This window comes from Duganella sp. BJB476 (genome assembly GCF_003416895.1).
In the GTDB taxonomy this organism is placed as follows: Bacteria; Pseudomonadota; Gammaproteobacteria; order Burkholderiales; family Burkholderiaceae_D; genus Rugamonas.
The window spans coordinates 450,075-467,017 of the sequence record NZ_QVIO01000002.1 but is presented as its reverse complement, the minus strand read 5'-3'; the positions used below and the strand labels follow the sequence as shown (position 1 = coordinate 467,017).

At 64.3% G+C, this 16,943-nt stretch carries 20 protein-coding genes; 9 read left to right on the top strand and 11 right to left on the bottom strand.

Annotated features, from left to right (window positions below; translation table 11 throughout):
• Nucleotides 1-5: 5 nt before the first annotated feature.
• A complete protein-coding gene (locus D0T21_RS11600; protein WP_116989694.1) occupies nt 6-689 on the top strand; it encodes a response regulator in 684 nt (227 codons plus the stop codon).
• On the opposite strand, the gene D0T21_RS11595 is transcribed toward D0T21_RS11600, so the two are convergent.
• On the bottom strand, nt 679-1,026 hold the full coding sequence (locus D0T21_RS11595) for a type II toxin-antitoxin system ChpB family toxin (RefSeq protein ID WP_116989695.1): 348 nt from the start codon (nt 1,024-1,026) through the stop codon (nt 679-681). The two genes, D0T21_RS11600 and D0T21_RS11595, sit on opposite strands and share 11 nt — an antisense overlap.
• The gene (locus D0T21_RS11590) at nt 1,020-1,271 is read right to left on the bottom strand and encodes an AbrB/MazE/SpoVT family DNA-binding domain-containing protein (RefSeq protein ID WP_116989696.1); all 252 of its coding nucleotides are present in this window, start codon (nt 1,269-1,271) and stop codon (nt 1,020-1,022) included. Before D0T21_RS11590 ends, D0T21_RS11595 begins: the two co-directional genes overlap by 7 nt.
• Before the next feature lie 119 nt (nt 1,272-1,390).
• On the opposite strand from D0T21_RS11590, the gene D0T21_RS11585 reads away from it, so the two are divergent.
• Genes D0T21_RS11585 through D0T21_RS11570 form a run of 4 tightly spaced genes read left to right on the top strand, consistent with a single transcriptional unit; the run spans nt 1,391 to nt 4,252 of the window.
• Nucleotides 1,391-2,026 (top strand): MotA/TolQ/ExbB proton channel family protein, encoded by a 636-nt coding sequence (locus D0T21_RS11585; protein ID WP_116994403.1) that lies wholly within the window; start codon nt 1,391-1,393, stop codon nt 2,024-2,026.
• A gap of 1 nt (nt 2,027) precedes the next feature.
• A complete protein-coding gene (locus tag D0T21_RS11580) occupies nt 2,028-2,450 on the top strand; it encodes a biopolymer transporter ExbD (protein WP_116989698.1) in 423 nt (140 codons plus the stop codon).
• Nucleotides 2,451-2,455: 5 nt separating this feature from the next.
• On the top strand, nt 2,456-3,715 hold the full coding sequence (locus D0T21_RS11575; RefSeq protein ID WP_116994402.1) for a hypothetical protein: 1,260 nt from the start codon (nt 2,456-2,458) through the stop codon (nt 3,713-3,715).
• 9 nt (nt 3,716-3,724) lie between these two features.
• Nucleotides 3,725-4,252, top strand: a complete 528-nt coding sequence (locus D0T21_RS11570; protein ID WP_116994401.1) for a GNAT family N-acetyltransferase — start codon at nt 3,725-3,727, stop codon at nt 4,250-4,252.
• Here the strand turns inward: D0T21_RS11570 and D0T21_RS11565 are convergent.
• Nucleotides 4,227-5,774, bottom strand: coding sequence for a methyl-accepting chemotaxis protein (locus tag D0T21_RS11565; RefSeq protein WP_116994400.1), 1,548 nt, complete (start codon nt 5,772-5,774; stop codon nt 4,227-4,229). The genes D0T21_RS11570 and D0T21_RS11565 overlap by 26 nt on opposite strands.
• Nucleotides 5,775-5,909: 135 nt before the next feature.
• Between D0T21_RS11565 and D0T21_RS11560 the strand changes: the two genes are divergently transcribed.
• Nucleotides 5,910-6,866, top strand: a complete 957-nt coding sequence (locus tag D0T21_RS11560; protein ID WP_116989702.1) for a PHB depolymerase family esterase — start codon at nt 5,910-5,912, stop codon at nt 6,864-6,866.
• Between the two features lie 17 nt (nt 6,867-6,883).
• On the opposite strand, the gene D0T21_RS11555 is transcribed toward D0T21_RS11560, so the two are convergent.
• Both D0T21_RS11555 and leuA read right to left on the bottom strand, forming a co-directional pair.
• Complete coding sequence (locus tag D0T21_RS11555; protein ID WP_116989703.1) at nt 6,884-7,684, bottom strand: alpha/beta fold hydrolase; 801 nt, start codon at nt 7,682-7,684, stop codon at nt 6,884-6,886.
• Nucleotides 7,681-9,381 carry a 2-isopropylmalate synthase gene (gene leuA, locus D0T21_RS11550; protein WP_116989704.1) on the bottom strand — a complete coding sequence of 567 codons (1,701 nt, stop codon included), beginning with the start codon at nt 9,379-9,381 and terminating at the stop codon, nt 7,681-7,683. Before leuA ends, D0T21_RS11555 begins: the two co-directional genes overlap by 4 nt.
• Before the next feature lie 465 nt (nt 9,382-9,846).
• On the opposite strand from leuA, the gene D0T21_RS11545 reads away from it, so the two are divergent.
• Nucleotides 9,847-10,773, top strand: coding sequence for a cupin-like domain-containing protein (locus tag D0T21_RS11545; RefSeq protein ID WP_116989705.1), 927 nt, complete (start codon nt 9,847-9,849; stop codon nt 10,771-10,773).
• Between the two features lie 9 nt (nt 10,774-10,782).
• Here the strand turns inward: D0T21_RS11545 and D0T21_RS11540 are convergent, their stop codons facing one another.
• On the bottom strand, nt 10,783-11,673 hold the full coding sequence (locus tag D0T21_RS11540; RefSeq protein ID WP_116989706.1) for a LysR family transcriptional regulator ArgP: 891 nt from the start codon (nt 11,671-11,673) through the stop codon (nt 10,783-10,785).
• Nucleotides 11,674-11,758: 85 nt separating this feature from the next.
• Here D0T21_RS11540 and D0T21_RS11535 point away from each other — a divergent pair, with 85 nt between their 5' ends.
• Nucleotides 11,759-12,577, top strand: a complete 819-nt coding sequence (locus tag D0T21_RS11535) for an arginase family protein (RefSeq protein ID WP_116989707.1) — start codon at nt 11,759-11,761, stop codon at nt 12,575-12,577.
• Nucleotides 12,578-12,580: 3 nt separating this feature from the next.
• Here the strand turns inward: D0T21_RS11535 and D0T21_RS11530 are convergent, their stop codons facing one another.
• The 3 genes from D0T21_RS11530 to D0T21_RS11520 all read right to left on the bottom strand — a co-directional run bounded on the left by D0T21_RS11530 (nt 12,581) and on the right by D0T21_RS11520 (nt 14,158).
• Nucleotides 12,581-12,868: a hypothetical protein gene (locus tag D0T21_RS11530; RefSeq protein WP_116989708.1), complete on the bottom strand. Its 288-nt coding sequence runs from the start codon at nt 12,866-12,868 to the stop codon at nt 12,581-12,583.
• Nucleotide 12,869: 1 nt separating this feature from the next.
• On the bottom strand, nt 12,870-13,190 hold the full coding sequence (locus D0T21_RS11525) for a YbjQ family protein (RefSeq protein WP_116989709.1): 321 nt from the start codon (nt 13,188-13,190) through the stop codon (nt 12,870-12,872).
• A gap of 92 nt (nt 13,191-13,282) precedes the next feature.
• Entirely contained in the window at nt 13,283-14,158 is an 876-nt protein-coding gene (locus tag D0T21_RS11520) for a LysR family transcriptional regulator (RefSeq protein ID WP_116990056.1), read from the bottom strand.
• A 78-nt stretch (nt 14,159-14,236) separates the two neighbouring features.
• On the opposite strand from D0T21_RS11520, the gene D0T21_RS11515 reads away from it, so the two are divergent.
• A complete protein-coding gene (locus D0T21_RS11515) occupies nt 14,237-14,896 on the top strand; it encodes a glutathione S-transferase family protein (RefSeq protein ID WP_116989710.1) in 660 nt (219 codons plus the stop codon).
• On the opposite strand, the gene selD is transcribed toward D0T21_RS11515, so the two are convergent.
• Together selD and senB are read right to left on the bottom strand one after the other, a co-directional pair.
• Nucleotides 14,897-15,943 carry a selenide, water dikinase SelD gene (gene selD, locus D0T21_RS11510; protein ID WP_116989711.1) on the bottom strand — a complete coding sequence of 349 codons (1,047 nt, stop codon included), beginning with the start codon at nt 15,941-15,943 and terminating at the stop codon, nt 14,897-14,899. It lies immediately after the preceding gene.
• 15 nt (nt 15,944-15,958) lie between these two features.
• The gene (gene senB / locus D0T21_RS11505) at nt 15,959-16,942 is read right to left on the bottom strand and encodes a selenoneine biosynthesis selenosugar synthase SenB (protein WP_116989712.1); all 984 of its coding nucleotides are present in this window, start codon (nt 16,940-16,942) and stop codon (nt 15,959-15,961) included.
• Between the last annotated feature and the right edge of the window lies 1 nt (nt 16,943).

Here is a 16,943-nt window from a genome sequence, read left to right as displayed (position 1 = left end):
ATTACGTGCCCAATATTCTGATTGTCGAAGACGACACCAAAATTGCCGCGCTGCTGGCGGACTACATGAACGCCGCCGGCTGGCAAACCCTGCTCGCCGCCGACGGCCGCAGTGCGGTCGATATTATCCGCAACGGCGGCGTGGACCTGGTGCTGCTGGACCTGATGCTGCCGGAACTGGATGGCATCGGTGTGTGCCGCGAAGTGCGCCTCTTCTCGCAGCTTCCCATCATCATGTTGACCGCACGCGTCGACGAGATCGACCGTTTGCTAGGCCTGGACAGCGGCGCCGACGACTATGTTTGCAAGCCATTCAGCCCGCGCGAGGTGGTGGCGCGAGTGCGTGTGCATCTGCGCCGTAGTGGTGCGACTGGGACTGCGGCGGCCGTGGCGATGCCGACTGCGCCTGTCTCGCCGTTCCAGATCGACCGTGCCGGCATGCGCGTGCTGCACAAGGGCGCCGCACTGGCGCTCACGCCGCTGGAGTTCCGCCTGCTGGCCGAATTGATCGACAATCCAAGCCGGGTCTACACGCGCCAGCAACTGCTGGACTTTGCGCACCAGGACCAGCGCGACATCAGCGACCGCACCGTCGATTCGCACATCAAGAACATCCGCCGCAAGCTGCCGGACGCCGAATGCCTGCAATCGGTTTATGGCGTGGGCTACCGCTTTGAGTTCAATCGGTAATTGCGCGCAGGCGTGCCAGCGCGTCTTCTATAACAAACTCAGGCACGGTCTCAACCCGCTTTGCCTTTCGAGCTTCCAAGTCCAGCATACGAATCTGGTTGACCAAAGCGACGCCCTGAGTTTTCGTTCCAGTCCCGGAAAGAGACGCAGCGAATCCGGCGTGACGAGCAAAATCGCCTCCCTGAGTGATCGGTGCCACCAGCACCGTACCCAGCGCATTAAACGCGCTAGTGGAGAGCACCAGTGCGGGCCGCATGCCCTTCTGCTCATGCCCTTGCGTCGGATCGAGATTAACCATCACGATGTCACCGCGTCCGAATTTACTCCGGCTTACCACGTTTCACGTCCAACAGGCTTGGCGTTATGCCATGCCGTCATGTCGGCAGGCTCCTGGGACGTGATATCGCATTGTGCCACCAGTTCATCCAACGAATATGAAGGCCGCGCCGCCTTCAGCAGCACGCCGTCTGGCAACACATTGACGCTAAGTTTGTCGCCCAGAGCGACCTTTAGGATGCCCAGCAATTCAGTCGGCAGACGCACCGCCGCACTGTTGCCCCATTTTTGAATTGACAGTTCCATAAAACCTCCAAGTGTTGATACATTGTAGATCCATAAAAATCTCCAGGTCAAGATGTCGGTGTTGCTTATAAATATAAAACAATTGATAATTGTCGCTTGACTGACAAGTGGGCATAGGCATGCAGGACTTGAATCTGATTGAGCAAATCTCAAATGCCGGTGTCGCGATGGTGGTCGTGCTGGCGTTGTCGATACTGGCTGCGGCGGTAACGCTGGAGCGCCTGGCGCACTTGCGCCGCAAATTCATCACGCCGGACGGGCTGGCGCAGCAACTGCAACCGCTGTGGGATGCCGGCAAATTCGACGAGATCGAAGTGCTGCTGGCGGCGAACGACAGCACGCTGGCGCGCACGGTGGAATACATGGTCGAACACCGCAAGCAAAGCGCGGCCGTCATCTCGGCCGGCTGCGGCGACCTGGCTTCGATCGAGATGCGCCAGCACCAGCAAAAAGCCCAACCGCTGGCGGTGGTGGCGACGGTGGCGCCCATCGTCGGCCTGCTGGGCACCGTGATCGGCATGATCGAATCCTTCCACGTTATCGCCTACTCGGGCGGCATGGGCGATCCCGCCTTGCTGGCCGGTGGCATTTCCAAGGCGCTGATCAACACCGCGGCCGGCTTGAGCGTGGCCTTGCCGGCGCTGTGCCTGCACCATTACTTCAAGAGCCGCGTGGTGCTGTATGGCCTGGAACTGGAGAAGCAGGTCAACCGCCTGATCAGCCGTTGGTTCATCGCGGCGCGGGAGGTCGCATAGCATGCGCATCGACCTGGGGGACGAAGAGCAGCCGGAGATCGGACTGACTGCGCTGATCGACTGTATTTTCTTCTTGCTGATGTTTTTCATGGTCGCGACCTCGTTCAAGCAGCAGACCACGCAACGCAAGGAAAAGCAGCTGCCGATCACGCTGCCGGCGTCGTCCAACGCGCTGGAGCAGTCTGACGACAACGCCCACCCATTGATCATCGGCGTGGACCGCGACGGCAAGCTGTATCTGGAAGGCCAGGCGGTGACGGCGCAAGTGCTGCATACGCGGCTGCGGGCCATCGCGGAGGCGGATGCCGGCACGCGCGTCCGCATCGACGGCGACAAGCTCGCCGCTTACCAGCACATCGTGCGGGTGATGGACCTGTGTCAGATCGAAGGCCTGCATAACGTCGCCATGCGCACCAGGAACTGAATCCGATGGATCGCAAGTACTTGCTGGTCTCCGCGCTGGGCCACGGTGCCTTGCTGGGCGCGTTGTGGACGATGGCGAGCTATGTCGAAGGAAACCGGAACGAGGTACGGGCGGTCGATTACGCTGAAAAGGCCGGTAACGCGGCGTTGGACCGCGAGATGAACGAGCTGGCGAATATCAAGGCGGCGCTGGAGCAGGGCAGCGGCCAGGATGCCGTCAAGGTCGCGGCGTCGGGCCCGTCGGCCGCTTCCCGTGAGCAGCAGGTGAAGAAGACGCCGGAGCAGATGGCGGAGAAGATCAAGGAGCTGTCGCAGTCGATCGAGCAGCTCAGGCGGGAGACCAAGGCCGATGAGCTGTCCCTCCTTTTGAAGATACCGAAAGAGGAAGCGCTGAAGAAGGTCGAGCAGCGCAAACCGGTGGCGCTGGACGCAAAGTCGATGACGCCGGCGCAGTTGAGCGGCGCGCTAGGCCAGATGCAGCGCCAGGCCCGCCAGGCGCTGGCCGCGCGCCAGGAGCAGCAGCAACGGCAGGTGGACGGTGCGCGAATGAGCGTCGGCGGCGATGGCGAAAACACCGGCTTTAACGGCGTCTCGCAGCGGCTGGGCAATGGCATGCCGCTGCCGATGGGCGGTGCGCTGGACCTGACCGACTCGAGTGCGGCCGCTCATCGCGATTATACGGTGGCGGCGAAGACGCGCGCGCTGGACCAGGGCGCGGTGCGTCCGGGCACCGGCCGCGCGATCGGTCGCGATGGGGTTTATACTAGCCGGGTCTTCATCGATACCTGGTATTTGCTTGGGCCTTTCGCGGCCAGCAATGCGACCCGTGTTTCGGAGGAGTTCCCGCCGGAGCAGCTGATCGATCTCGATGCCGTCTACTTGGGCAAGAACCGCCGCTTGTTGAAGTGGCAGTACACGCATTTCGACCGTTACCCCATCGTGCCGCCGCATGGCGCGGAAAACGCCGTCTACTATGGCTACACCGAGATCGTGGCGGACCGCGAGCGCGACGTCTGGTTCGATATCGGCAGCGACGACGATTCGAAACTCTGGCTGAACGACACGCTGGTGTGGACCAGCGCCGACGGCATGAAGCCGTGGTATCACGACACCTATCGCGCCTTCGGGAAGGAAATCGCCGCGCTCAACTTGACCGAAGGCAGCCGCAAGGTCCATCTGAAAAAAGGACGGAACACGTTGCTGTTCAAACTCTATAACGGACAGGCCGAAATGTTCTTCTCGCTGGTGCTGGCGAACTCTCTTTAAAGGCTACACATGTTGATACGTCGTTTGACTCCATCCGATGCAGCCGCCTTTCAGTCCCTGCGGCTGGCGGGCTTGCGCGCATCGCCATCGGCATTCGGTTCCAGCTACGAGGAGGAGTGCGATACGGCGTTGTCGGTAATAGAGGCGCGGTTGGCGGCGGATTCAGGCCGCAATATGTTTGGCGCCTTCGAGGGAGAGCAGTTGGTCGGCATCGTCGGCGTTGGACGCGAGACCGCGCTCAAGGTTCAGCACAAACGCTATGTACGCGCCATGTACGTGGCCGAGACCCACCGGGGCCTCGGCCTCGGACGGCAACTGATGGAGCATGCATTGGCGTTTGCCGCCACGCTGGACGGCGTGCAGCGCATGACGATCTCGGTCACCGCCGGCAATGCGGAAGCGGTCGGCCTGTATGAATCGCTGGGCTTCATCGAGTTCGGCCGCGAGCCGGACTCGATGATCGTCGACGGCCGGTTTTACGACGAAATCATGATGTCGCGCACGCTCGCCGTCAAACCGCCAGCCGGAACTGACTGACCACCTGATTCAGCTGGCCGGCCTGGTCCTGCATCGCCGCCGCCGCGGCCGCAGCCTGTTCGACCAGCGCGGCGTTCTGCTGCGTCACGTGGTCCATCTGGCTGATGGCGATATTGATTTGCTCGATGCCGCCAGTCTGCTCGCGGTTGGCCAGCGTGATCTCGGCGACGATGTCGGTCACCTTGCGCACGCTGTCCTGCACTTCGTTCATGGTGCTGCCGGCCAGGTCGACCAGGCGTGCGCCCGCCGCCACCTTGTCCACTGAGTCGTCGATCAGGGTCTTGATTTCCTTGGCCGCCCCGGCCGAGCGTTGCGCCAGGTTGCGCACTTCCGACGCGACCACCGCAAAGCCGCGCCCCTGTTCGCCCGCGCGCGCCGCTTCCACCGCCGCATTCAGCGCGAGGATGTTGGTCTGGAAGGCGATGCCGTCGATGACGCCGATGATGTCGACGATCCTGCGCGATGAGTCATTGATCGAGTTCATGGTGCCGACCACCTGCGCCACCACGTCGCCGCCGCGCTGCGCCACCTGCGTCGCCGACAGCGCCAGTTCGTTGGCCTGCTGCGCATTGGCGGCATTCTGCTTGACGGTGCTGGTCAGTTCTTCCATCGAGGCGGCGGTTTCCTCCAGCGAGCTGGCTTGCTGCTCGGTGCGCGAGGACAGGTCCATATTCCCGCTGGCGATTTCCGCCGAGGCTGTAGTGATGGCGCCGGTGCCGCTGCGCACACGGCCGACGATGCTGGCGAGGTTGTCGTTCATCTTGCCCAGCTCCCCCAGCAGCTGGCCCATTTCGTCGCGCTGCTCATTGCTGATGCGGCAGGTCAGGTCGCCGGAGGCCACGGCGCGCGCCATCTTCAGGGCGTGGCCGATCGGATCGGTGATCGAGCGCGTGACGCGCCAGGCGAAGGCCAGGCCCAGCGCCAGCGCCACGATGCCGAGCCATCCCATCATCTGGCTGGCCATCGCGATATCGTGCTTGACCAGGTCACCGTTGGAGGTGACGATGGATTTTTGCAGGTCCGACAGCTGGCGGATGCTGGCCTGTACCTTGGCCAGCTTGGGCAGCATGTCGGCGCGCAGCGCGGCTTGCGCTTCGTCGCGCTGGCCGCCGGCCAGCATCTTGCCGACTTGTGTGAACGATGCGACGTAGGCCTTGCGCTGCTCGCGGATGGCCAGCATCAGGGCCTTGCCTTCGTCGGTGTAGATCAGGGTGTCCAGGGTTTCCAGCGCGGTGCTGATGGTCTTTTTGTTGACGTCCATCTCGCGGTAGATGTCCGCCGTGCGCGCTGCATCGGTGGTGGTGAAGAGCTCCAGCGTCAGCGCCGCGTTGGCGCGGGTGGTGCTGCCGACGGTGGCCGCCGCATCGGCCTTGACCCAGTCCTTGTCGATGATGACCGCGTTGAGCCGGCTGATGCTGTTCAGCCTTTGCAGGCCGACGCCGATCAACACCGCCATCAACACCAGCACCGCACCAAATGCGACCGCAAGTCGCACACCGATTTTCAGGTTCGAGATATTCATGCATGACTCCATGAGAACACCGGGCGAGTAGCCAGTATATCGACAATGGTGCAGTGCGGCGAAATTGATTGGTAGGGGCTGTTGCGCGGGTGGGACGACGCATAGTATTGTGACACTATTGACTAAGGAGGCTGCATGTTGGGACGCATACGCGCGGGCTTGAAGGCCGCGTTTCTCGGTACTTCCGCCGTTAATGCTGCATGTGCGCAGGCCACGCCGGAGACGCTTTTGCGGCCGGATGGATTGCGCCGCTATCTGCTGGCGCGATCGAGCCGGCCGTCATCCGGCAAGCGGCCGCTGGTCATCGTCGTACATGGCGCCGGCGCTTCGGCGGAGCAGGTGATGGGGATGGCATATCCGCCATCGCCGTTGTCGGTCTGGCTGGAGATCGCCGAGCGTGACGACATCGTGGTGGTCGCGCCGGATGCCGGTGCGGGTGGCTGGAGCGATTGTTTCGCCAGCGCGGAGAAGGTGGCGAAAAAGGATGACGTCGCGTTCATCGCGGCGCTGATCGACAAGGCGGTGGCCGATTACGACGTGGATGCCAGCCGGGTTTATCTGATCGGCGTTTCCCGTGGCGGCCTGTTGACCTACCGCGCGGCGGTGGAGATTCCGCACAAGCTGGCTGCATTCTCGACCGTCCTCGCTTGCATGCCGCCGCCGCATGCGGCGCGGATGCCCACGGCCGCGCTGCCGGCGCTGATCATGGGCTGCACGGCGGATCCGTTGATGCCTTACCGGGGCGGCAAATTCTTTTACGTGCTGGGATTCCTGGACCCGGTCAGCAGCATCGAGGACAGCGCCAGGATCTGGCGCGAACTGGCCGGCCTTCCCGATGAACCGAGCGTGCTTGAGATCCCGCGTCGCAACCAGTGGGACAAGACGCGGGCCACGCGCACGATGTGGGGCGAGGCCGGAAGCGGGTTGCAAGTGGGACTGTATAAAATCGAGAATGGCGGCCACGCAGAGCCAAGCGTCAGCAAGCGCTATCCCTATTTCATCAACAAGCTGACAGGCCGGCAGAACGCCGACTTTGAAGTGGCGGAAGCCGCCTGGGAATTCTTCAGGGAGAAGCGCGCGGCCGCCTGGTAGTATCCACGCGCCTTGTTTTACTTCTGCTTGTCCAGCACTTCCATCACTGCGGCGACGATGGTGGCCGGTTCGCCATGCCGCACTTCGGCCAGCGGCAGGTCGCCGAACGGTTTGCGCACGGCGCGCATCTGGCTGGCGCTGGTCTCAAGGCTGTCTAGTTCCGAGGCGCGGGCGCGCCAGTAGGTTGGCTTGGCCACTTGCGCCGCCTGCGCCGCCGCCAGTCGTGGTCCGATTTCGCCGTTGATAGCGGTGGCGGAATAGGCGCAGGCGGCGACGGTCTTGCCGTCTTCCGCCGCAGTGAGGCAGGCCAGCGCCGCATCCAGGCTGGCGGCACGGTTCGCCGGCAGCGCATCCTCGTGCATCGCGTCCACCAGCACCAGGCCGGTGACGGTGCCGCGCGAGCGCAGTGCGTAGTGCTGCGCCACCATGGCGCCGTAGCCCGCACCCACCAGCACGAAGGGCGCGTCCATGCGGGCGTTCTTGATCAGGAAGTTCAAATCCTTGCTGGCGTTGGCGACCGTCGATGCACGCATGATCGGATCGCTGGCACCCATACCGGCGCGGTCGTAGACGCAGGCGCGGGTGCGCTTGGCCACTTCCGGCAGCACGGCCGACCAATCCCAGCCCGCGCGGCCGGCATCGGCTTCGAACAGCACGGTGGGCGAGCCCTTGCCGGTGCAGTACATATTGAGTTTGCGGCCGCCGACATCGACCTTGATCTGCGCGCCGGCGAGGGCGTCCTGGCCGGTGGGCGGCGTTGCGTGGGCGCCGCCCGCCGCCAGCAGGAAGACGACGGCGGAGACTACGGATTTGTTCATGCGGTGGCGTCGGCGCCCGCTGGTGCTGCCGCGGCTTGCTGCTGCGAGAGCTGGCGGTTGACGGCGCTCAGCACTGCCTTGAACGAGGCCGTGACGATGTTGCTGTCGATGGCTGCGCCGAACAGCGTCGGGCCGTTGGCCAGGCGCAGTTCGACGTAGCAGGCCGCCTTGGCGTTGGCACCGGACCCGATCGAGTGCTCGTGGTAGTCCATCAGCTTGATGTCCAGGCCGAGCGCGTTGACGAAGGCGTCGATCGGGCCGTTGCCGCCGCCTTGCAGCGCCAGTGGCGCCTTGCGGTGGGTGAGGGCGATGTCGATCTGCACCGGTTCGTCGCTGCTGGTGTCTTCCACCATCTTGTGCGCGTTGTAGGCGTACGGCGAGGTCTGCTCGAAGTATTCCTTGTTGAAGATGTCGTAGATGCCCTCGGCGGTGATTTCCAGGCCGGTGGAATCGGCAACTGCCTGCACCGCGCGGCTGAATTCAATCTGCAGGCGGCGCGGCAGCACCAGGCCGTAATCCTGCTCCAACAGGTAAGCCATGCCGCCCTTGCCGGACTGGCTGTTGACGCGGATGACGGCGTCGTAGCTACGGCCCAGGTCCTGCGGGTCGATCGGGAGGTAAGGGATCTCCCACAGCGCGCCTTCCTGCTGCTGGGCGAAGCCCTTCTTGATCGCATCCTGGTGCGAGCCGGAGAAGGCGGTGAACACCAGGTCGCCCACGTATGGATGGCGCGGATGCACTGGCAGCTGGTTGCACTCTTCAACGCACTTGCGCACTTCGTCGATGTCGGAGAAGTCCAGGCCCGGATGCACGCCTTGCGTGTACAGGTTCAAGGCCAGCGTGACCAGGTCGACGTTGCCGGTGCGTTCGCCGTTGCCGAACAGGCAGCCCTCGACGCGGTCGGCGCCGGCCATCACGGCCATTTCGGCCGAGGCGACGGCGGTGCCGCGGTCATTGTGCGGGTGGACGCTGATGATCAGCGAATCGCGGCGCGCCAGCTTGCGCGACATCCATTCGATCTGGTCGGCGTAGACGTTGGGAGTGCTGCACTCCACCGTCGACGGCAGGTTGATGATCATCTTGTTGTTCGGGGTCGGTTCCCAGATCGCGGTGACGGCGTCGCAGATATGCTTGGAGAAATCGAGTTCGGTGGTGGAGAACGATTCAGGCGTGTACTCGAAGCCCCATTCGGTCTGCGGGTGCTGCTTGATCAATTCCTTCACCAGCTTGGTGCCGGTGGTAGCGATGTTGGTGATCTCTTCGCGCGACATGCCGAACACCACTTTGCGGAACACCGGCGCCACCGAGTTATACAGGTGGACGATGGCGCGCTTGGCGCCGGCCGCCGATTCCACGGTGCGGCGGATCAGTTCATCGCGCGACTGGGTCAGCACGATGATGGTGACGTCGTCGGGGATGCGGTTTTCCTCGACCAGCTTGCGCACGAAGTCGAAGTCGGTCTGCGAGGCCGAAGGGAAGCCCACTTCGATTTCCTTGAGGCCGACCTTGACCAGCAGTTCGAAGAAGCGCAGTTTTTTCTCGGCGCTCATCGGTTCGATCAGGGCCTGGTTGCCGTCGCGCAGATCGGTGCTCATCCAGATCGGCGGCTTGGAGATCACGTTGTTCGGCCACTGGCGGTCGGACAATTGTACGGGTGGGAAGGCGCGGTACTTCGCTGCTGGGTTCTGCAACATCATGGGGTGCTCCTGAGTCTCAAATTGGGAAATGCGATGCCGCGGTCCGACGTATCGGTGCTGGCGCTCTGTTGTGGCGAGGGGCTGCCGTGCGGCCACGGGATACTAGGCTCGGCAACCGATCGGTAGTTTTAGCAGTAGCGACAAGGCTGGGAACATCGGTGCAAACTTTCCTGGGATTTGTAGACAGGTGCGGCTTATGGCCGGCACTGGGGTACAGCTGGAACGCGGATTAAGCGCGTGCTAGTAGGCGCGCTGCTAGCGATAGGGCGCTAGCAGACGGCAGCAGGAAAGCGGATAGGTGCAGATGCGAGGTCATGGCCTTAAATGTACGAGATCGATGGCTTGGCTGTCAAGGAAAATTGGCCTTGCGGTGATGATTGCATGGCATCGTGTCATTTTTGACATCTGAACGGCCCTGTAAGCGAGCAGTTATACTATCGCCCTGCAAATAGTTAAGTTCGGGATATGTCGAAAGAGAAGAAAACGGTGGAAGCACCTCGGTTGCCGCCTACCAGGCAGGAATCGGAGTCTGCGTGGTCCGCCGACCCTGCCGCTCAAAAGCTGGCGCGCGAGCACAGGGATGCGCAGGTGCGCGGCGTCACGTCGATACAGGCGATGCGCGAGGCGATCAAGCGTGTGTCCCGCACGCTGCCAACGATTACCGAAGTGCCGCGCCTGCGGGCGCTGGATGCCGCCGCCTTCCGCAAGCGCGCGGCGCAAGGCCTGCCGTTCCTGATGACCGGGTTGGTCGACCGTTGGCCGCTGTGCGGACTGACGCCGCAGGCGCTGCGCGAGCATTACAGCCATCTGCCGGTGCGGGCGCGGGTGGGGGACTACATCAACACCGCGTTCGCGCCCGACCGTGCGATGCAGGACATGTCGATGCTGGAGTATCTGGAGCTGGTGGCGGCGGGCACGCACGACTTGCCGCCGTACCTGGGCAACCTGGAGCTGCGCGAATTGAACCGTTTGTGCCACTGGCCCACGTACTTCGACAAAATGGGGCCGCCGCGTTTCTGGCTCGGCCCCGCAGGCACGGTGACGCCGCTGCATTGCGACTACGACGACAATATCTTCGCGCAGATCTGGGGCACCAAGCGCATCTTCCTGGCGCCGCCGCATCACGACGAATTCCTGTATCCGAACGAGGCGAACGCCATCCTGTTTGGATCGCCGTTCGATCCCGAGGCGCCGGACTTCGAGAAATTCCCGCTGGCGCGCCAGGCCGCCACGGTCGAAGTCATCGTCAATCCGGGCGATATGCTGTACGTGCCGGCCGGCTGGTATCACCAGGTGCGGGCGCTGACGTTCTCGCTGTCTTCCAATCGCTGGGCCAGGTCCATGCCGTTTTCCCTGAACGGCGACCCAGCCCTGCGGCAGGTGGCGGACTAGCTACGGGGCTTATTGGGGAAGCCGGGTACGCGCCTGCGCGACCATCTGCCCGATGAAGCGGCCGATGCGCGGGCTTTGCAGCTCCCAGGCGTGCCAATGCAGCTGGACTGCCGGCCGGTCCGCCGGCATCAGGTCGACCAGTGCGCCGGCCGCCAGCATTTCATCCCATTGCAGCTCCGGGCAGATGCCGTAGCCCAGTCCTCCCTGTATGCAGTGCAGCAGGCTATGCACCGAGGGTACCGTCATCGACGGGAACTCGCCGGCCGCCACCGCGAACCGGCTGGCGAGGAAGTTGGTGTGCAGCGTATCGGAACTGCCGAAGGTGATGGCCGGCGCGCGCAATAGCGCTTCCCGGTTCAATCCGCGCGGGAAGTAGCGTGCGGCGAAGGCCGGTGTGGCGATGCAGCGGTAGCGCATCTCGCCCAGGCGCGTGCTGGTGCAGCCGCTGGCGGGATGTTCGACGCTGGTCACGCATCCCAGCACATCGCCGTTCTTCAACAGGCCCAGTGTATGTGCCTCGTCCTCTACCTTCAGCTGCAGCAGCAGGCGTTCCGCTATCAGGATCTCCGTCACCGCCGGGATGAACCAGGTGTGGAGCGAGTCGTTGTTGATGGCGATCGGCAGTTCGACCAGCCGTTCGCGGTCGTCCCCCTGCAAATCGTCCTGCAATTCCTGTTCGAGCAGGGCGACCTGGCGCGCGTGTCGCAGCAGGCGCATGCCGGTCGTGGTGGCGATGGCCGGCGTGCTGCGCACCACCAGGGTCTGGCCCATGCGCTCTTCCAGCTGGCGTATCCGCTGGGAGACGGCCGACGGCGTGATGAACAGTTTTCCCGCCGCGCGTTCAAAGCTGCCCGTGTCGATGACGGCGGTGAGGGCGGCGAACAGTTTGTAGTCCTGCATAAGAAATTTTTATCATTCCTGAAATTGATTAATTTTACTGCATGCGCCGGGACGGCTACAGTCTCTATTTTTCAGGAGGTAGGCTATGACCGAAGTGGCGATCACCCTGTTCCAGGGCCGTGTGGCGGACCACAACAACCTGGCGATACCCGGCGCGCAGTCGGTGGCGCGCATGCTGGCCGAGCAGATGGGCGTTGGCGTCACCGTCGTCGGCATGCCGGCGCCAGCGCTCGGCGCGGGATGGCAAACGGAATTGAACGAGGCCATGCCGGGCTTGCATGCGCTGGCCGCGCAGTTGGTCGAGGTATTCGCCCGCCGTGCCAGGCCATTGAGCGCGACGAGCCGCTGCGCCGCGTCGCTGGCGACCTTGCCGGTGGTGGCACGCTATCGCCCGGATGCCTGCGTGGTGTGGTTCGACGCGCATGCCGATCTGAATACGCCGTCGACCACCGATAGCGGCTACCTGGGTGGCATGGCGCTGTCCGGACCTGCGGGCTTGTGGGCGTCCGGACTGGGAGCGGGCCTGGCGCTGTCCAATGTCGTGCTGGTGGGGCAGCGCGCGCTCGATCCGGCGGAGGTGCTGCTGATCGCGTCGGGCGCGGTGACGCATGTGGCGCCGGGGCCGGCGCTGGCTGACCGGTTGCGCGCCGCTGTAGGCGGGCGCGCCGTCTATATGCATCTCGATTGCGATGTGCTCAACCCCGGCATCGTACCCACCGACTATGTGCATGAAGACGGGCTGTCGCTGGAGGACTTGCGCTCCGCCTGTGCCGCGCTGGCGGAATCGGAAGTGATCGGCCTGGAGATCGCGGAATTCCAGGATGCGTGGGAGGAGGGCGGCGAGCCGGTGTCGCCGGCACACCTGATCGCCGCCCTGGCGCCCGTATTGAAGGCGCTGCGATAGCCGCTACGGTTTGGCGGCCTTGCTGACGTAGCGCCGTTCGCCGGTGCCGGCATCGTACAGCACTTCCATCGCCTCGCCGGACTCGGGGTCGATGAACTGCTCGCCGGTCGGCTGCCAGTTGCCGCCGGCGGCCGGCGGCGGCTGATAGCGCCAGCGTTCGAACAGCACCGCCACCGTGAGGATGCCGCCCCAGATAGCCGCCGGCATCGCCTGCGGGTGGCCGGTCGCCAGGGCGATCGCGCCGCCGGCGGTGATCAGCAGGGCGATGGCGAGTACCGCGTTGCGCAGCACGTCAAGCTTTCTCGAGCACGACGACCGTGCCGTAGGCGACGATCTCGCTCATGGTCTGGCCGATTTCGGAAGAATCGAAGCGCATCATGACGACGGCGTTGCCGCCCATCTGCTGCGCGTTCTTGACCATGCGGTCGAGCGCATGGCGGCGCGTCTCTTCCAGCAGCTGGGTGTATTCCAGAATCTCGCCGCCGAAGATGGAGCGCAGCCCGGCCATCAGGTTGCCCGCCAGGCCACGGCTGCGCACGACGACGCCGAACACTTGACCCTTCACTTCCAGTACCCGATAACCTGCGACGTTTTCTGTAGTAGTGACCAGCATGATTTTCCTTTGGTGGTTGATGATGAATCTACTTTAGCGCACATGGCGGCGGATGCCACGGCAATCGCTGCGGGCTTTCACCGGCACCCCGCTCAGTCCAGCAGCAGGCTGCGGGACAAGTGGCCGAATACCGTCGACACGCGCCTCAAGTGGCGCGATTCGGCGTGGGTGAGCAGCCATAGTTCGGTTTGGGCTTCGTCCAGCACGCCGCCCAGTTGCGCCAGGTCGGTGCGCTGACGCGCCAGGAACAGTGGCAGTATGCCGATGCCCAGTCCCAGCGCCACCATCTCGGCCACGCTCAGGATGCTGTTGACGCGAAATTGCGGCGTGATCTTCGGATGGTTCTTTTTGCGCCAGACGACTGACGGATGTTCCGGCAGCGCGTCATCCGGCGCGACCCACGGCGCCCTGCCAGCATTGACTTTCTTCCATTTTCCACCGCGCGCGGCGAATAGCGCCACGCGGATCGGGCCGATATGTTTGCCGACCAAGTGGGCCGGTGGCCGGTTCGTGGCGCGCACCGCGATGTCTGCTTCGTGGCGGCTCAGGTTCGCCAGTTCGTTGCTGGTGTCCAGTTCATAGGAAAGCAGTGGGTGGCTGGCCTGCAGATCGCGCAGCGCCGGCGCGACCAGGGCGTGCAGTATCGTGTCGGTGCTGGTGATGCGTACCGTGCCAGCCACCTGTTCGGGGCTGAGCAGCGCAGCTGAACGCGCCGCGTCCAGCTGCGCCTCCACCAGTTCACCATGCCGCGCCAGCGATTGCGCCAGTTCCGACGGCTGATAACCCAGGCGCGAACGCTCGAACAGGCGCGCGCCCAAGCCTTTCTCCATCCGCTGCACCGAGCGGAACACGGTGGAGGGGTCTACCGCCAGCCGTTCGCCAGCGGCCGCCAGGGTGCCGCCGCGCACCAGCGCGAGGATGATTTCCAGGTCCTGGGAGCTCAGTCTGTATTGCGTTTTTGCATGGATCATCTGCCTGGCTGCCTATTTTCATTGCGAATTCGAAATCGTATATTAACTCCATCGACTTTCAGCGAGGAGTTAAAAATGAATATGGTTTTGGTGAGTCATCCCTTGTGCCCTTATGTGCAGCGGGCGGCGATCGTGCTGGCCGAGAAGGGCGTGCCGTACGAGCGGCGCAATATCGATCTGGCGGCCAAGCCGGATTGGTTCCTGGCGATTTCGCCGCTGGGGAAGACGCCGGTTTTGCTGACCGGCGGCGCGGCGCTGTTTGAATCGGCCGTGATCTGCGAGTACCTGGACGAGACCCATGCTCCGCGCCTGCATCCGTCGGATGCCTTGCTGCGCGCGCAGCAGCGTTCGTGGATGGAGTTCGGCTCGGCGCTTTTGAGTCTGATTGCTGGATTTTATAGCGCTGTGGATCAGCAGGCGCTGGCCGCCAAGGCGGCCGAGATTCACGCGCGCTTCGAGCAGGTGGAGGCGGCGCTGGGGGAGGGACCCTACTTCATGGGCGGGCAGTTCGGCATCGTCGACGCGGTCTTTGGGCCGGTGTTCCGCTATTTCGACGTGTTCGACACGATAGCGGACTTCGGCATGCTGGCCGGGCTGCCGCGAACTGCCGCATGGCGCGCCGCGCTTGCCGCGCGGCCGTCGGTGCGGCAGGCAGCGCAGGCCAACTATCCGGACCTGCTGCGCACCTTCCTGCTCAAGCGCGGCGCGGCGTTGTCGGTCCGGATGGCGGGATGATCAGGCGACCGTCACGCGCGCCGCGCCCTCGGCCATGCGGCCGATGACGGCGGCTTCGCCGAAGCCTTCGCGGCGGAACAGCTCCAGCACTTCGTCGACGCTGGCGGCGTCGCACGACACCAGCAGGCCGCCCGAGGTCTGCGGATCGGTCAGCAGCATGTGCTGCGCCTGCGATACCGACGGCGACAGGTCGACATCCTTGCCGTAGGCTTCCCAGTTGCGGCCCGAGGCGCCGGTGAAGTAGCCGTCGTGCGCCAGCTGTTCCACGCCAGGCAGCAGCGGGATTTGTGCCATCTCCAGATGCGCGGCCAGCTTGGCGCCGCGCGCCAGTTCCAGCAGGTGGCCCAGCAGGCCGAAGCCGGTGACGTCGGTCAGCGCATGCACGCCCGCCATCTCCGACAGCGCCTTGCCAGGCTTATTGAGCTTGGTGGTGTTGGCGATCATGGCCTGGTAGCCGGCGGCGTCCAGCTTGTCCTTCTTCAGCGCGGCCGACAGCACGCCCACGCCCAGCGGTTTGCCCAGCACCAGCACGTCGCCGGCCTTGGCGTCGGCGTTGCGCTTGACTTTGGACGGATGGATCAGGCCCAGCACCACCAGGCCGTAGATCGGTTCGACCGAGTCGATGGTGTGGCCGCCGGCGATGGGAATGCCGGCTTCGGCGCAAATCGATTCGCCGCCCTTGATGATCTGGCCGATGGTTTCGATCGGCAGTTTGTTGATCGGCATGCCGACCAGGGCCAGCGCCATGATCGGCGTGCCGCCCATGGCGTAGACGTCGGAGATGGCGTTGGTGGCGGCGATGCGGCCGAAGTCGTACGGATCGTCGACGATGGGCATGAAGAAGTCGGTGGTGGCGATCAGCGCCTGCTCGTCATTGAGTTTGTAGACGGCGGCGTCGTCGGCGGTCTCGATGCCGACCATCAGTTCCTTCGGCACCGGGAAACCGGACGAATTCTTCAGGATCTCGGACAGCACGCCGGGCGCGATCTTGCAGCCGCAGCCGCCGCCGTGGGAGAAGGAGGTCAGTTTGATAGCATCATTGGTCATTTTGTCATTCCTTGTTTAGCCTTGTTTAGCCTTCAGCAGCAGATTATCCACCAACTCCAGCAAAGCCGCCTGCTCGGCCGCCGGTGAGAATAAGGGAAGCCGCGCGTCGCACTGGGCGCGCAGCAAAGTGTAGAAGTCCGGCTCGGCCAGCGCGCGGTCGATCAGCCGCGCCAGCGCGGCGGCGTCGCCGGCCGGGAAATAGCCGGCGTAGTCGTCGCCCAGCATGCCGCGATTGCCGCTGATGTCGCTGGCCAGCACCGGCACGCCGCTGCAAACCGCTTCGATGATGACGTTGGCGCCGCCCTCCATGTGCGAGGCGATCGCCATCAGGTGGCTGCGCTTGAGGCGCTGCCGCGTGGCCGCGTGGGGCAGTGCGCCCAGCCAGCGGTAGCGCGGATGGGCGGCCGCCGTCGCCAGCGCCGCCTGCTCCAGCGCCGGTTCGAGCGCGCCGCCGATGTGGACCAGGCGCGCCCTGGGCGCGGCGACCAGCGCGGCCGCGCGCATGAACGTCAGCGGATCTTTTTCGGAACGCAGGTGGCCGATCATGACGACGTCCAGATGGCGCTTGTTGGCGGGCGCCGCCGGCTTCAGCGTGGCCGCCGACTGGAAGATCACGCTGGCCTTGGCGCGCAGCGGCGCGGGCAGGGCGTCCATGCCGGCCGGTTGCAGCAGCACCAGCGCGCTGGCCTGGCGCAGCGCCTGCTGGGAGCTGGCGTCGGTCTGGATGTCGCGATACAGGTCGGTCCCGGTCAGCAGCAGTATCGACGGCCGTTGCGGAAAGGCGCGCGCGTAGGCGTCGAGCGATGGTGCGGAGCGGCGTGCGTGCAGTGCGATCAGCAGGTCGGGCGCGGCGTGTTGGCCAGATTCGGGCCACTGTTGTGAAATCGATACCCGATAGCGCGTGCGCAGGAAACGCGCCCAGCGGCTTGCGCTCTGCCAGTTGCCGTTGTTGGCGCGGGCAGAGGCGGGACTGACGATCCAGATATGGGGTGCGCTCACT